The 15,100-nt window shown below is 61.2% G+C and carries 10 protein-coding genes; all 10 read left to right on the top strand.

Annotated features, from left to right (window positions below):
* The first annotated feature begins 47 nt into the window (after window positions 1-47).
* The 10 genes from M3484_RS14535 to M3484_RS14485 all read left to right on the top strand — a co-directional run bounded on the left by M3484_RS14535 (window position 48) and on the right by M3484_RS14485 (window position 14,631).
* Window positions 48-761: a molecular chaperone DjiA gene (locus M3484_RS14535; RefSeq protein ID WP_249497424.1), complete on the top strand. Its 714-nt coding sequence runs from the start codon at window positions 48-50 to the stop codon at window positions 759-761.
* Between the two features lie 3 nt (window positions 762-764).
* On the top strand, window positions 765-1,847 hold the full coding sequence (locus tag M3484_RS14530) for an endonuclease/exonuclease/phosphatase family protein (protein ID WP_249497423.1): 1,083 nt from the start codon (window positions 765-767) through the stop codon (window positions 1,845-1,847).
* Between the two features lie 105 nt (window positions 1,848-1,952).
* Window positions 1,953-2,507: a hypothetical protein gene (locus M3484_RS14525; RefSeq protein ID WP_249497422.1), complete on the top strand. Its 555-nt coding sequence runs from the start codon at window positions 1,953-1,955 to the stop codon at window positions 2,505-2,507.
* Between the two features lie 45 nt (window positions 2,508-2,552).
* Window positions 2,553-3,140, top strand: a complete 588-nt coding sequence (locus tag M3484_RS14520) for a hypothetical protein (RefSeq protein WP_249497421.1) — start codon at window positions 2,553-2,555, stop codon at window positions 3,138-3,140.
* A gap of 27 nt (window positions 3,141-3,167) precedes the next feature.
* Window positions 3,168-6,740 (top strand): M10 family metallopeptidase C-terminal domain-containing protein, encoded by a 3,573-nt coding sequence (locus M3484_RS23690; RefSeq protein ID WP_283258449.1) that lies wholly within the window; start codon window positions 3,168-3,170, stop codon window positions 6,738-6,740.
* 366 nt (window positions 6,741-7,106) lie between these two features.
* The gene (locus M3484_RS14505) at window positions 7,107-8,414 is read left to right on the top strand and encodes a nucleotide sugar dehydrogenase (RefSeq protein WP_249497420.1); all 1,308 of its coding nucleotides are present in this window, start codon (window positions 7,107-7,109) and stop codon (window positions 8,412-8,414) included.
* 10 nt (window positions 8,415-8,424) lie between these two features.
* Complete coding sequence (locus M3484_RS14500) at window positions 8,425-9,396, top strand: Gfo/Idh/MocA family protein (protein WP_249497419.1); 972 nt, start codon at window positions 8,425-8,427, stop codon at window positions 9,394-9,396.
* 1 nt (window position 9,397) lies between these two features.
* Window positions 9,398-10,303, top strand: coding sequence for a DapH/DapD/GlmU-related protein (locus M3484_RS14495; RefSeq protein ID WP_249497418.1), 906 nt, complete (start codon window positions 9,398-9,400; stop codon window positions 10,301-10,303).
* A 13-nt stretch (window positions 10,304-10,316) separates the two neighbouring features.
* Window positions 10,317-11,435: a DegT/DnrJ/EryC1/StrS family aminotransferase gene (locus tag M3484_RS14490; RefSeq protein WP_249497417.1), complete on the top strand. Its 1,119-nt coding sequence runs from the start codon at window positions 10,317-10,319 to the stop codon at window positions 11,433-11,435.
* A gap of 43 nt (window positions 11,436-11,478) precedes the next feature.
* Complete coding sequence (locus M3484_RS14485) at window positions 11,479-14,631, top strand: FkbM family methyltransferase (RefSeq protein ID WP_249497416.1); 3,153 nt, start codon at window positions 11,479-11,481, stop codon at window positions 14,629-14,631.
* The last annotated feature ends 469 nt before the right edge of the window (window positions 14,632-15,100 follow it).

Here is a 15,100-nt window from a genome sequence, read left to right as displayed (position 1 = left end):
CATTATTCTGACCGGACATTCTCTTTTCCCCGCGATATCGTGATTGCATGTCAATCTGGACCCGCATTGCCGAAGCCCTTGCCGCCCTTGTCCGGGGCGAGCCACTTTCCGTGGTTTTTGAACGCCTGCGCGGCGAAACCAGCCCCGAGAAATCCATCGGGTTCACCATCGCGGTGATCGCCCTTGGCGCCAAAATGGCCAAGGCGGATGGCGAAGTCTCGCGCGAAGAGGTCACTGCCTTCCGCCGCATCTTCACGGTTCCCGATGGAGAAGAGGCCCATGCCGCCCGCGTCTTCAACCTCGCGCGCGAGGATATCGCGGGCTTTGACGCTTACGCCCGCAAAATCGCGCATCTCTTCAACCCCGAAGAGCGCCGGCTCTGCGCCGATGACCACCATGTGCTGCTTGATGTGCTTGAGGCACTGTTCCAGATCGCGCTGGCCGATGGCAATTACCACCCGGGCGAAGATGATTTCCTCCGCCATGTCGCGGGCATTTTCGGGCTGGATGACGGCTGTTTCAACGCGGTCCGCGCGCGTCTGGTCGAAGGCGCGCCGCGCGATCCGCATGATGTGCTGGGCATCCCGCATGGCGCCAGTATCGACATGGCCCGCACCGCCTGGAAACGGCTGGTGCGCGACACCCATCCCGATGTGATGACCGCGCGCGGCGTGCCACCCGAAGCGGTGCATCTGGCCGAGCGCCGGCTTATCGCCATCAATGCCGCCTGGGAGGAACTCTCCGGGCGCGAAGCGGCCTGAGCGATGCCTGCCGCTGCCCCCCTCCCTGCCAGGCGTCCGGGACTGCGCATCGCCACCTGGAATGTCGAATGGTTCGACCGGCTCTTCGACGATTCCGGGCGCGGCTATGAGGATCACCAGTCCTCGGCCCGCTATGGCATCAGCCGCGGTGCGCAGCTGGGCGCGCTCGGGCTCGTGTTCACCGCGCTGGATGCCGACGGGATCATGATCATCGAGGGGCCGGACACCACGTCGAAACGGTCGACCGTGCGCGCACTGGAATGGTTCGCACAGAAATACGGGCTCCGGGCGCGCCGCGTGGTGCATGGGTTTTCATCGGAAACCGAACAGGAAATCGCCTTTCTCTATGACCCCGACCGAATGCAGGCGCATCACGACCCGATCGGCGAGCCGACCGGCAAACGCGGGCCCGCGGGCGAGACCACCGAAGCGCCGCGCTTTGACGGCACTTTCCGCTATGATCTCGACACCGATCATACGCCCGACACCATCCGCTTTGCCAAACCGCCGCTGGAGCTGGTGCTGACCCTGCCCACCGGGCGCCGCCTGCGGCTGATCGGTGTCCATGCGAAATCGAAAAACCCGCATGGTGCGACGAATGAGGCCTCGCGCATCCGCATCTCTATCGAAAACCGCCGCAAGCAGCTGGCGCAATGTATCTGGATCCGCGAACGCGTCACCGAACATCTGACGCGGGGCGAGGACATCATCGTATTGGGCGATTTCAACGATGGCCCGGGGCTCGATGAATTTGAAAAGCTCTTTGGCCGCAGCGGGGTCGAGATCGTGCTGGGTCAGGATCGCGATCCGGCGCAGCGGCTCTTTGACCCCAATGCCGATATGGCGCTGTGTTCGCGTTTTGGCTTTTGCCCGACCACGGCGCGGTTTTACCTCGCGCCGCAAAAGCGCTGGTTCGAGGCACTGCTGGATTTCGTCATGGTCTCTCCGGGGCTGATGGTCCCGAAACCGGAATGGCGGATCTGGCACCCGTTCCAGGATCCCCGCATCATGGCCCTGCCAGAGCTGCGCGAGGCGCTGCTTCAGGCCTCGGATCATTTTCCTGTCACAGTTGATCTGGCCTTCTGAGCAGGCGACAGCCCGCCGCCGCAGCGAGTTGTGAATTGCGCGACCGGCAAGGCGCGCGCGATACTTATCCTGCCCCTGTTCGCGTCCCTCAGGAAAGGACCCCAAATGGCCAGCATTTTCAGGCGCATCTTCGTCCGGCGCGGGGCGGGCAGTATCGGGCTGAGAGCCGTCGGGCTGCGCAATATCGGTCTCGCGCTCTTCCTGCTGGCCATGGCGCCACTGCCTTTGCCGCATCTGCGCCCGGCTCATGCCGAGGCCGAAACCGGGACCGGCCCGCGCGAGGCGGAAACCGAAAAGGGCTTTTCGCTGATCGAAGAGGGGGCAAAGCTCCTTTTCCGCGGGCTGATAAGCGAGATGGAGCCCTCCATCACCGAGCTTGAAGGCGCTGTCCGCGAGATCATGCCGGAGCTTGAGGCGCAGATCGGTGCGCTCGGCCCGCAACTGCGCGAGCTGGCGCGGCTGATGAAGGACGTACAGAATTACGAGATGCCCGTGATGCTGGAAAACGGCGATATCCTGATCCGCCGGAAGGATCCGCTGCCCCCTGGCCGGCGCGACGACACCCGGCCCGAAGTGACACCGCCGGAAACGCCCCAAGATGCACCAAAGCCGCGCAACTGGCCGCCATTGCCCGGCCCGAATGGCGAGGTGGAGCTCTGAGCCAGCAGCAGATGGCGCAACCACCATCCGGTCAGAATTCTGCCGTTGATCGAATCACCGAAAGAAATAACTATCCCGGTGCTTCGTGCCGATGTTGAGCAAGGTGCCAAACGGATGCGTCCCGCCTGTTGCCTATCAAAACAAGCCCGCCCCCACCGTTGGTCAGCCCTGAAAGACGGCGCCAGACTTGCTGTAATATTCGGACTGGCAATTCCGCTTTCAGCTTTTTCAGTTGGCGCCCAGACCGCAGACCTGGTCAAAAACAGTATGGTGCACAAGGTGGCGGCGGATTCCATGACCACGACGACCTCAGTTTACTGCACCATTGCGGGGCGGACAGATGGAGACGCAGGCCGTATCGTCTGCTCAGAGCTGCTGGCCCTGCTGCAGACCACTCATCCGCAATATGGTTTTACACTTGCGGCCGGCGCCAGTGCGCCGCCCGCACTCGAGATCCGGATCCTGCTTGCGACGGACAATAATCTCAGCCTGGTCCTCAGCCTGACCGGCGCGGATGGCACGAGACTGGAAACAGAAAATTTCTCCGTTTCCGCCATGGATCGCAAACTGACGCCACAATTGAGAAACAACGTCTACCGCCGTGCCATCGCAGATATTGTGCCGGCAGGCTGACTCAGTTCATTTATTTCGGAGATCAGAATGTGCTTTTTGTGCTCCACCCAGTCCGACACTCCGGCAGACCTGCTATCCATCCTTGACACTCATACCGGCGGATCTGCCGGCGGCACTCTTCCGGCTCCTCCCGCCGGCAATGGCAGTTCGGCGCCCTATACACTTGACCAGATCGCCGGCTATCTGACCGACGGATACTGGGGCTTTAACGGCGGATCCTGGCGCGCTTTCGATATCAGCGCCGCGCGCATTCTCACCTACAGCACATCGATGCTCTCGCCGCTGGCGGCGGCAATTGTCGAATATTCGCTGGACGTCTGGAGCGCAGCGACCGGTATCAGTTTCGTGAATGTTGGCGTGGTGCCGTCGGGTTTCACCGAGACCACCGATGTGGGCGGCAGCACCGGGACTGCCACCGCAATCGGCACCAATACTGTCATTCAGGGAACCATCGGCACAGTAAACGATAACGATTTTTATCGGGTTACGCTTGTCGCCGGCCAGACCTACATGATCTCGCTGTCGCGATCCGGCGGCTCCACGATTGATCCCTATCTGGAACTTCGCAACGGCACCGGCGCTCTGATCAGCAGTGCCGACGATCCCTCTTCCGCCGCAGCAGGCGAATATATCACCTTCACCGCGCCCACCACCGGCACCTATTATCTTGTGGCCCGGGATTATGGCACGCGCACCGGTTCATATGAGCTGACGGTTCAGGTGGCCGCCGACCTGACCTTTAACGATGCCGATGTCAGCGGTGCCTATGCCTGGTCCGATATGACAGGCAACAGGATCATCAATTCCTTTATCAACGTCCATGACAGCTGGGATACTCTGAACCTCAACGGATATATGGTCCAGACCTATATCCACGAGATCGGCCATGCGCTCGGCCTCGGACATGCCGGGCCCTATAACGGGACAGCAGTCTGGGGCACTAACAACCTTTACGATAATGACAGCTGGTCGGCCACGATCATGTCCTATTTCAATCAGGAAAATAACCCGAATGATCCCGCGGCATACGCCTATCTCGCGACGATCATGCCGGCTGATATCATCGCAATCCAGAATCTCTATGGCGCGGGATCGCTGGGCTATCAACCGGGCAACACGATCTGGGGGCCTGGCGGCAATATTGGCGGTTACTTCCAGCAATTGCTGAACATGTGGGGCGGCCTGACGGCGGCAGATCCCCTCATCTATGCGGGCAACGACTTTGCCTTCACCGTTTATGACACTGGCGGGAACGATACGCTTAATTTCTCGGTATTCGGCCAGAACCAGTTAATCTCTCTCGTCGCGCTTCAATATTCGAATATTGGCGGCGGCACCGGCAATGTGGTGATCGCGCGCGGCACTGTGATCGAAAACGCTATTGGCGGCAGCGGAAATGATACCATCATCGGGAATGCAGAAGCCAACCGGCTTGAAGGCGGATCGGGCAACGACCTCCTGAACGCGGGGGCTGGAAATGATACGATCATCGGCGGCGCGGGCACCGATACGGCGGTGATGGGCGTGGCCTCAGGCTCGATCACTGTCACCGGCAATGCGTCCCAGGTGGTGATCACCTCCAGTATGGGGGTCGACACTTTTATCGGCGTCGAGAATTTTCAGTTCACGAACGTAACCCTGACCCTGGCACAGATTCTGGCACTTATCGAAAGCGGCGGGCCCAACACACCCACGGCGGGGAATGACACACTCACCGGCACAGCCGGCAATGACACGATCAATGGTCTTGCCGGAAATGACATCATTTACGGGCTTGGCGGAGCAGATGTGCTCTACGGCAATCTCGGTAATGACAGCCTCTACGGCGGTGACGGCGACGACTGGCTTTACGGCGGCGCGGGCGCTGACCACCTTTACGGCGGCGCGGGCCGTGACCGCGCCCATTACGGCGAAGCGACTGCGGCGGTGCGGGCCGATCTGCAGGTGACGACAAACAACAGCGGCGCTGCGGCCGGCGACCAGTATTTCAGCATCGAGGATTTGGCCGGCACCGCCTATAACGACACGCTGCTGGGCGATGCATCCGGCAATATGATCCTGGGCGCGGCAGGCGTCGACGTGATCTATGGCCGCGCAGGCAATGACACGCTTTATGGCGGCGATGGCGATGACTGGCTTTATGGCGGGGATGGTGCCGACTGGCTCTATGGTGGCGCGGGCCGTGACCGGGCGCATTATGGCGACGCGATCGCAGCCGTTCGGGTCGATCTGCAATCACCGGGAAGCAATACCGGCTTTGCTGCCGGAGACCGCTTCTTCGAGGTCGAGGATCTTGTCGGGTCGGCCTATAACGACACGCTCCTGGGGGATGCCGGCAACAACATGATCCAGGGCGCAGGCGGCATTGATGCGATCTATGGCCGCGCAGGCAATGACACGCTTTACGGCGGCGATGGCGATGACTGGCTTTATGGCGGGGATGGTGCCGACTGGCTCTATGGTGGCGCAGGTCGTGACCGGGCGCATTATGGCGACGCGATTGCAGCCGTTCGGGTCGATCTGCAGTCACCGGGCAACAATACCGGCATTGCCGCCGGAGACCGCTTCTTCGAGATCGAGGATCTTGCCGGATCGACTTATAACGACACGCTCATGGGGGATGCCGGCAGCAACATGATCCAGGGCGCCGGCGGCATTGATGTTATCTATGGCCGCGCGGGCAATGACACGCTTTACGGCGGCGACGGAGATGACTGGCTTTATGGTGGCGATGGTGCCGACTGGCTCTATGGTGGTGCCGGCCGCGACCGGGCGCTTTATGGCGACGCGACTGCAGCCGTTCGGGCCGATCTGCAATCGCAGGGTCTGAACAGCGGTTTTGCGGCGGGCGACCGCTTCTTCGAGATCGAGGATCTTGTCGGGTCGGCCTATAACGACACGCTGCTGGGGGATGCCGGCAACAACATGATCCAGGGCGTCGGCGGCATTGATGCGATCTACGGCCGCGAGGGCAATGACACGCTTTACGGCGGCGACGGAGATGACTGGCTCTATGGCGGCGCCGGGGCAGACTTGCTCTATGGCGGCGCGGGCCGTGACCGGGCACATTACGGTGACGCGACCGCCGCCGTTCGGGCCGATCTGCAATCACCGGGCAGCAATACCGGCTTTGCTGCCGGAGACCGCTATTTCGAGATCGAGGATCTCGTCGGATCGGCCTATAATGACGTGCTTCTGGGCGATGCCGGGAACAACATGATCTCTGGCGGGGCTGGGAATGACACGCTCTTTGGTCGTGAGGGCAATGACACCCTCATCGGCGGCGCGGGAAGGGATGTGTTCGTGTTCAACACGGCTCCGGGCGTAGCAAATGCCGATCTCATCAGTGATTTCAACATTGCCGATGACTTCATCCATCTCGACGACGCGATCTATTTCAGCCTGACTGTCGGCGCACTGGACGCGTCGCGCTTTGCGGTTGGAGCGGCAGCCACGACTGCGGCCCATCGCATCGTCTACAATCAGAGTTCCGGCGCGATCTTTTACGATGCGGATGGCTCTGGCGCGGGTGAAATGGTGCTGATCGCAACCGTGACGGCAAACACTGCTCTCACTGCCGGTCACTTCCTGATCACCTGATCCACAGGCAGCGCGCGTCCCGATGGTCACATTTCCAGCCCGACCATCGGGACCCGGCAAACCCGAATTCCTTTCTGACAGCACCTCCTGACCAAACCGGGCAGTTAGCACTTTCAACACTGCGCATTTCCCCGGGCGACAGGTGCAGTGTAGAAGCATTGCGCGACGTCGTTGTTGCGAAAATGTCGGGGCCACAAGCAAAGCTTTGCTCAGGTCAAAATCCCCAGGGTGGCAGAGACAGCGCAGAGAGTATATTGCCCGGAAAGGCAGCTTTTCGGCTCCATACTGCTCCTGCGCAGCCGCTCCGGATCTTACGGAATGGGGATCAGGTGTTCTGGCAGCAGGGCCACCGACAGGTAGAGTTTTATGATCAAGAAACTAGTAGATAGTATCGCGAACCATCGGGCGAAAATCGGCATCCTCGGCCTCGGCTATGTTGGGATACCACTCGCGCAGCGCATCAATGAAGTCGGCTTTCCGGTATTGGGTCTTGATGTTTCAGCCGAGCGGATAGAGCAGCTGAATAGCGGCCAGAGCCCGATAAAGCATATCCCGCACCAGGCAATTGCCGCCATGCGCGAAAGCGGCTTCGAAGCGACAGCTGACTTTTCCCGCGCCGCCGAATGCGATGCGCTGCTCATCTGCGTCCCGACCCCGCTCAACAAATTCCGCGAGCCGGATCTGAGCTTCGTGACAGCCACCATGGACAGTATCGCGCCGTATCTGCGGGCGGGCCAGCTTCTCTCGCTCGAAAGCACCACCTGGCCCGGCACGACCGACGAAGTGCTGCTGCCCTATGTCACCGATGCCGGTCTGATCCCGGGCGATGATTTCTTCCTGGTCTATTCGCCCGAGCGCGAAGATCCCGGCAATCCCAACTTCCACACAAGGACCATCCCGAAAGTGGTCGGCGGCCATACGCGGGCCTGTCTTGATGTCGGCAGTGCTCTTTACGGCGCCTTCATTGACCGCGTCGTGCCGGTCAGCTCGACCCGCGCCGCCGAGATGGTCAAGCTGCTGGAAAATATCCACCGCTCGGTCAATATCGGCCTTGCCAATGAGATGAAGCTCGTCGCCGAACGGATGGGGCTCGATATTTTCGAGGTCGTCGACGCGGCGGCGACCAAGCCCTTCGGCTTCACCCCCTTCTATCCCGGGCCCGGCATCGGCGGTCACTGCATCCCGATCGACCCTTTCTACCTGACCTGGAAGGCGCGGGAATACGGGCTGCATACCCGCTTCATCGAGCTGGCCGGCGAAATCAATGCCGCGATGCCCGACTATGTCATCTCGCGGCTGGTTTCGGCGCTGAACGCGCGGCAGAAATCACTGGCAGGGGCAAAGGTGCTGGCGCTTGGCATCGCCTATAAGCGCGACGTGGATGACATGCGTGAAAGCCCTTCGGTTTTCGTGATGGAACGGCTGCGCGAATGGGGGGCTCTGGTCGATTATTCAGACAGTAATGTGCCGGTCTTCCCCAGGATGCGGGAACATCAGTTCGATCTGAAATCTGTGTCACTGAGCCCGGAGGTGATCGCCTCATATGACGCGGTCGTGCTGCTGACCGATCACAGCGATTTCGATTATGAGATGATCCGCAACAATGCGCGCCTTCTGATTGATACCAGGGGCAAATATCGTGGTCAGGTCGCCGAGAATATAAGCCGGGCGTAAGGGGACTTCGATGTCGGATGTGAAAATAGCGCAGATCGGCTGCGGCTACTGGGGCAAGAACCTTGCCCGGAACTTCGCCGAAATCGGCGCGCTCGGCGCAATCGTCGATGACCACCCTGCCACGGCAACGGCGATCTCGGCCCAGCACGGCGTGCCCGCGAGAACGCTGGACGAGGTTCTGGCCGATCCGGAAATCCAGGGCCTTTCCTTCGCCACCCCGGCCGAAACTCATGCCGGCCTTGCCGCAAGGGCACTGGCGGCCGGTAAGCATGTCTATGTCGAAAAGCCGATGGCCCTGACGGCTGCGGAATGCCGGCAGATGATTGGCGCTGCAGCGCAGGCAGACCGCGTGCTGATGGTCGGTCACCTGCTGCAATACCACCCGATCTTCGTGGCGCTGCGCGACCGCGTGCATTCCGGGGATCTGGGTGAACTGCGCTATATCTATTCGAACCGGCTCTCGCTTGGGAAGTTCCGCGTCGAAGAGGATGTCCTCTGGTCGTTTGCGCCGCATGATATCTCGATGATCCTTGCGCTGGCGAACCGGCCGGTCGCGCAGGTCTCGGCCCAGGCGGCGGCTTTCGTCAGCCCCGGAATTGCTGATATGGCCACCTGCCAGATCGGTTTCGGCGATGGGCTGCGTGCGCATGTCTTCACCTCCTGGAGCCATCCTTTCAAGGAACAGCGCCTGGTGGTCGTTGGCAGCACCGGCATGGCGGTGTTTGAGGACAGCCAGCCCGACTGGGACCGCAAGCTCGCGCTCTACCGCCACCGGATCGACACCAGCGGCCCGGTGCCGATCCCTGAATCGGTGCCGGCGGAATATGTCGCAGTGCCGAGGGGCGAGCCACTTAAGGATGAATGCCGCGAATTTGTCGCGGCCATCGCGCAGGGCCGCGCCGCTCGCACCGACGGGGCCGAGGGCCTCGCAGTGATCGACGTGCTGGAACGCGCCTCACAAGCGATCAAAGCCGGCCACTGAGATGTTTACCGGCAATCGCATCAGGCTTTCGTGCATCGCTGCGGATCTGGGGCTTTCTCTCTGGCGTGACGGCGAAATCGCCTGTGTCGGTAAAGTGCCGACGCGGCTCGACGCCCGGCTGGTGCCCGCCGGCAAAGCCATCCATCTGAAAGATGCCGCCAGCGCAAGCGGCATCGCAGCCTATGTCGTGCCGGAAGATCTCGCCGCTTCTGTGCCGCAGGCGGCCGGGGTTATCCTCTCGGATCAGCCCGTTGCCACCGCGATGGCTGTGCATGAATATCTCTGCGATCTGCCCGGCTTTCTCTGGACCGACTTTCCCAGCGAAATCGACCCGGCCGCCATCATCATGCCCGGAGCCTTCGTCGCGCCGAAGAATGTGCGGATCGGCGCCGGAACAGTCATCGGCCCGAATGCCGTCATTCTGGAGCGCAGCCTGATCGGCGCAAACTGCCAGATCGGCGCGACCGTGGTGATCGGGATGGAGGCATTTGAGCAAAAGGCAGGCGTCAGCCCGAAAGCGCTTTTGCGCCAGGCGGGCGGCGTCAGGATCGGCGACAATGTAAGCCTCCTGCCCGGCTGCACCATCGCGCGTTCGACTTTTGGCGGCTTTAACCACATCGGGGCCGAAACCAAGATCGACGCCCAGACCTATATCGCGCATGACTGTGTCATCGGCGAGCGGGTGACGATCTGCGCCTGTTGCGATATTTCGGGCCGGGTCGAAATCGGCGATGACGCCTATCTTGGGCCAAACTGCACCATATCCAACGGCTTGCGCATCGGCCGCAAAGCAACAATCAGCCTTGGCGCTGTGGTCACCCGCGATGTCGAAGACGGCACCAGGGTCACCGGAAACTTCGCCATGCCGCATGACAACTGGCTGAAACTCATTCGCGATTACAGATAGACAGGGGCTCACCATGCAGTTCATCGACCTCGCCGCGCAGCAGGCACGGATCAAGGACAGGATCGACAGCCGGATCCAGGCTGTGCTGGCGCATGGCGGCTATATCATGGGCCCGGAAGTGAAAGAACTGGAGTCGCAGCTCGCCGCCTTTTCGGGGGTCAGACACGCGCTTGGCTGCGCCAATGGGACCGATGCGCTGCAACTGGCCTTGATGGCGCTTGGGGCTTCGGCTGGGGACGCGGTCTTCTGCCCGACATTCACCTTCGCCGCCACCGCCGAGATCGTGCCGCTTTTCGGGGCCAAGCCGGTCTTTGTCGATGTGCTGGAAACCAGCTTCAACATGGACCCCGCCAGCCTCGAACGCGCCATCGCCGAGGCAAAGCGCCAGGGTCTGCGCCCCGCCGGCATCATTCCGGTCGACCTTTTCGGCCTGCCCGCCGATTACGACGCGATCGAGGCGATTGCCGAACGCGAAGGCATCTGGATCGTGGCCGACAGCGCCCAGGGCTATGGCGGTCTTTATAAGGGGCGCCGCACCGGCTCCATCGGAACCATCGCCACCACCTCTTTCTTCCCGGCGAAACCGCTGGGCTGCTATGGCGATGGCGGTGCGGTGTTCACCAATGACGATGAGCTCGCGAAGCTGCTCGACTCGCTCCGGGTTCATGGCAAAGGCAGTGACAAATATGACAATGTGCGCATCGGCCTGAACTCGCGGCTCGACACGCTGCAGGCTGCGATTCTGCTGGAAAAGCTGGCGATCTATAAGGATGAGATCGAAAGCCGGCAGCGGGTGGCGCAGCGCTATAATAATGCACTGGCCAATCACTTTGCGGTTCCGGTGGTGCCAGAGGGCACGGTCTCGGTCTGGGCCCAATATACGCTGCTGGCAAAAGACACAGCCGAACGCGATGCGGCGCTTGCAGCGCTCAAGGCGGCCGGCATTCCCGGCATGGTTTACTATCCCCGCCCTCTGCACACCCAGACGGCTTATCAGGATTTTCCGAAAGACCCAAAGGGCCTGCCGGTCGCCGAAAGCCTTGCCGGCCGCGTTTTCAGCCTTCCCATGCATCCCTATCTGACCGAAGCTGATCAGGATCGCGTCATTAACGCGCTTCGCGAGGCGTCATAATCTGGCGCCGGCGGTCTGGCAGGGAATGGGAAAGGGGATACGGATGGCAGATGATGTCTTCACCATTTCGGACGGTGATACGACTTATAAGCATTACCTGCCGGATCATGAACTGGACTACGTGCAGAAGTTTGTGCGCCAGAACGCCACCCCATATGAACTGGACATGCTCCGGGATATGGCAACAAGGCTGCATCCCGGAGATATTGTCTTCGATATCGGCGCGAATGTCGGCAATCACACGCTGTATCTGGCGAGCCGGGTTGGCTGTCATGTTGTGGCATTCGAACCGAATACCCATCTGGCCGAGGCCATCAGCCAAAGCGCCAGGCTGAACAACCTTTCCGAGCTGATCACTGTTAAAAATGTCGGTGTCGGCGACCGGCGCGGCAATGCGCATTTCGTAAAGGAAATTCCCGAAAATCTCGGCGGTCAGAGCATTGAGATGGGGGCCGGGACGATCTCGGTGATCCCGCTCGACTCACTGAAAAAGCCCGCGCCAGTGCGTATGCTGAAGATTGATGTCGAAGGGTTCGAGATCCCGGTTTTGCGCGGCGCGAAAAAGCTGATTGCCCGTGATCGGCCGGTTATCTACGCCGAATGTCAGAATGAGGCGCAGTTCCGTGAAGTATCGGCGCTGCTTCTCGACATGGAATACCTCGTGCATTCGCAATTCAACGCCACGCCGACTCATCTCTTCATTCCGGCCGAGCAAACCAGCCTGACCGCCTATTCGCGTGAGGTTGTAACTGAAAAGACAGGCGAGATTTACAGGCTGAACGAGCGCTACACGGAAACGCGGGGCTCACTCGTCGCGGCCAGCAACAAGTATTACAATCTGGGCCTGCGCATGAATGAGGTCACCGAAGCCGCGACGCAAAAAGATGCGCAGTTCAGAGAGACCCTTGCTGAGCGCGATGCGAAGATCGCGAAGGTGGAGCAGGAGATCGTTGCGCTTGGCAAAATTGCAAGCGAGCGCGACCTGAAAATTGCCAGCCTCGCGCAGGACTCCGACAAGCTGGCGGACCAGCTGAAAGTGGCGACGAAAGAGGCAGGCGAGACGCGGCAACTGCTGCAGATCGCCGAGGCGGCGAAGCTTTCGACCGAGCAGAAACTCGAAGCTGAGCGGAGCATTGCGTTGACGGAACGCAGCGCTGCCCTTGCCGAGCGCAATGCGGCAGCGGCGGAGCGCAATGCGGCCATAGCAGAGGGCATCGTCGCGCTGGAGCGGCAGAACGCCCTTCAAAGAAAGCTGGAGACCGCCGAGGCGGCTTATGCAGCAGCCCAGTCCCGCCTCTCCGCGCTCGGATCCGAGCGCGATGCGGCGCGGGCGCAAGCGGATACATTCCGCCAGGAGCGTGATGCCGCGCAGGCCGAAATCGACATCCTGGCAAAGAAAAGCGAGGCTCAGAGTGACGCGCTGCGCAAGCTTGAAGACCGTCTGACAACCGTGCAGGCGCAGGCCGCTGAAGACCTCAGCGCGGCCCGCGCCTATGCTCTGAAGCGCGAAAATGTTGCACTCGGTGCGAAGCGCCGCATGGAGCTGGAGCTCCAGGCCGCACATGCCATAACCCGCAAAGAACTAAACGGCGCCCGCAGGGACCTGGAAAAGCGGCAGACGGCGCTTGTCGGTTCCCAGAAAGCCCTGGCTTCAACCCGCAAGGCACTCTCGGAACGCGCATCGCTGCGGCGCCACTTCAGGCTTGTGCTGCGCAAGCGTCTTCGTCTCGGCAGCGAAAAACCCGCACCGACCACGGGCGGCAGCGCTTTCGCAGAAGGGGTGCTCAGATTTCACGACACACGTGTCATGCGCGCGCTCTCGGACACTCTTGCCCCCCGCGGGCTGCGCCGCAAATTCGGGAACTGGCTGCGCCGCAGGGCAAAGCCGCACCCGCCGACACGGCACAACCCGATCGCGCAGCAGCCCTCTGCGGCCAGTCTGTCGGGCAATGTGGTCCCGGCCACCGCGTCCGTTCTGGCCATGACGGCCTCCGAGGCACCCGCGGCGGATCTTGCGCTGACATCCGCGAAGCAGCAGTCGGGCGCGCTTGGCGAAGCGCTGGCGAAAGCGGATTTCATCGTTCTGGTTAACGCCTATCCCGCAGGCGATGGCGCTTATGGCGGAGAATTCATCCGGACCCGTGTCGATGCCTATGCCGAAGCGGGGCTGCTTGGATGTGTGATAGAGTTGAACGCGCGCAACCGCGACCTGCAGCAGGATCCGACCGGAAAGGTTCCGGTTTTCCGGATGCCCGCTCATGAGGCAGAAGCGCTTGCCCGCAGGCTGAGCACGGTCAGGGGCATAGTCCTGGTTCATTCGCCATCGCCCCAGATGCAGCAGCTGCTGCCACAGCATATTGATGGCAAGCGGTTGGTCTACTGGTTCCACGGTTTTGAGCTGCGCGATATCCGCCGGCTGTCTTACAACTTCACCACCGAGGAACGTGAGACGCGGCGCGCAAGCCTTGATCTGACCAACCGGCAACGCTGGGAGGCGGCGCGCGCGACCTTCGCCAATCCCGATATACGGGTGATCTTCGTATCAGATTACCTGCGTGGCATCGCCGGTCGCGATGTCGGCAGTCTGCCCACGCGCTCCTCCGTGATCCACAATTTCATCGATGGGGATTATTACAGTTTCGTACCGGCCGCCCAGCGCGGCAGCGGCAGGATCCTGCTCCTGCGCCCGTTCAAGCAGCGCAATTATGCCGGCGACATTGCGACCCGAGCCGTGAAGCTTCTGGCGGATCGCCCTGGATTCGAGCGCCTCAGCTTCACCATTCGCGGCTTTGGTCCGCTTTACGCCGAGAATACCGAATTCCTTCGCGGCATGAGCAATGTCACCTTACAAGAGCAATACAGCAGCCGCGAAGAAATGAAGGCGCTTTACGCGAGCCACGATATTGCGCTTTGCCCGACGCGGCATGACACCCAGGGTGTGAGCCTCGGTGAGGCGATGGCCAGGGGCATGGCCTGTATCTCGAACGATGTCACAGGTATTCCGGAATTCGCCGGTCAGGGAGCCGCTGTTCTGGTGCGCCCGGACGATGTGCGCGGCTATGCGGATGCGATCTGGGATCTGGCGCATGACAAGCAGCGGATCGGCAGAATTGGCGCTGCCGGCGCGGAGCGTGTTCGCAGGCAATGCGGCCTGGATGCCACTATCCGCCGTGAAATCGCATTGCTCAGGGAATGACGCGAAGATCAGTATGACCCGGTCACCCCTCTGAGACAGACCGGGCCACCACGTCAGGTGCCGGTTTCTGGCGGCTCTTTTTCTGGTGGATCATACAGTTTCCAGAAGCCTGCCATTTGCAGGCCCGGCGCAGATCCCGCGCTGCAAGACCAGGCTGAGCGTTGCGACTTGCAGTATCCGGCTGCCGTCCGAGCGCTTCGAGATGGATAATATTATCCGTGACGGAAAGCTGGCCGAATGACAGCCGGTCCTCGACTGGCTTGCCGGGGAATGTGGGGTCGTTTTCATCCATGACAACGACTGCGACACGCCGACGAAACTATTCGATGACATGGCTTATGGGCCGGATGTGCTGATCCTGAGCGATGGCGAACAGGGTGCCGGCGCGGCCGGTCCGCTGGTCAAAGGTGTCGAGCGGGTGTTCTGGGCAAATAACACGCCCGAGGCGATTGCCGCATTTCTCGGGGAT

This window comes from Pseudomonas sp. GX19020 (assembly GCF_023371075.1).
Lineage (GTDB): Bacteria > Pseudomonadota > Alphaproteobacteria > Rhodobacterales > Rhodobacteraceae > Pseudogemmobacter.
This window is presented reverse-complemented; position numbering and strand designations above follow the sequence as displayed.

Coding starts and splice junctions, on each gene's coding strand:
- M3484_RS14535 (WP_249497424.1), top strand. CDS start 48: ATGTCAATCTGGACCCGCATTGCCGAAGCCCTTGCCGCCCTTGTCCGG.
- M3484_RS14530 (WP_249497423.1), top strand. CDS start 765: ATGCCTGCCGCTGCCCCCCTCCCTGCCAGGCGTCCGGGACTGCGCATC.
- M3484_RS14525 (WP_249497422.1), top strand. CDS start 1,953: ATGGCCAGCATTTTCAGGCGCATCTTCGTCCGGCGCGGGGCGGGCAGT.
- M3484_RS23690 (WP_283258449.1), top strand. CDS start 3,168: ATGTGCTTTTTGTGCTCCACCCAGTCCGACACTCCGGCAGACCTGCTA.
- M3484_RS14505 (WP_249497420.1), top strand. CDS start 7,107: ATGATCAAGAAACTAGTAGATAGTATCGCGAACCATCGGGCGAAAATC.
- M3484_RS14500 (WP_249497419.1), top strand. CDS start 8,425: ATGTCGGATGTGAAAATAGCGCAGATCGGCTGCGGCTACTGGGGCAAG.
- M3484_RS14495 (WP_249497418.1), top strand. CDS start 9,398: ATGTTTACCGGCAATCGCATCAGGCTTTCGTGCATCGCTGCGGATCTG.
- M3484_RS14490 (WP_249497417.1), top strand. CDS start 10,317: ATGCAGTTCATCGACCTCGCCGCGCAGCAGGCACGGATCAAGGACAGG.
- M3484_RS14485 (WP_249497416.1), top strand. CDS start 11,479: ATGGCAGATGATGTCTTCACCATTTCGGACGGTGATACGACTTATAAG.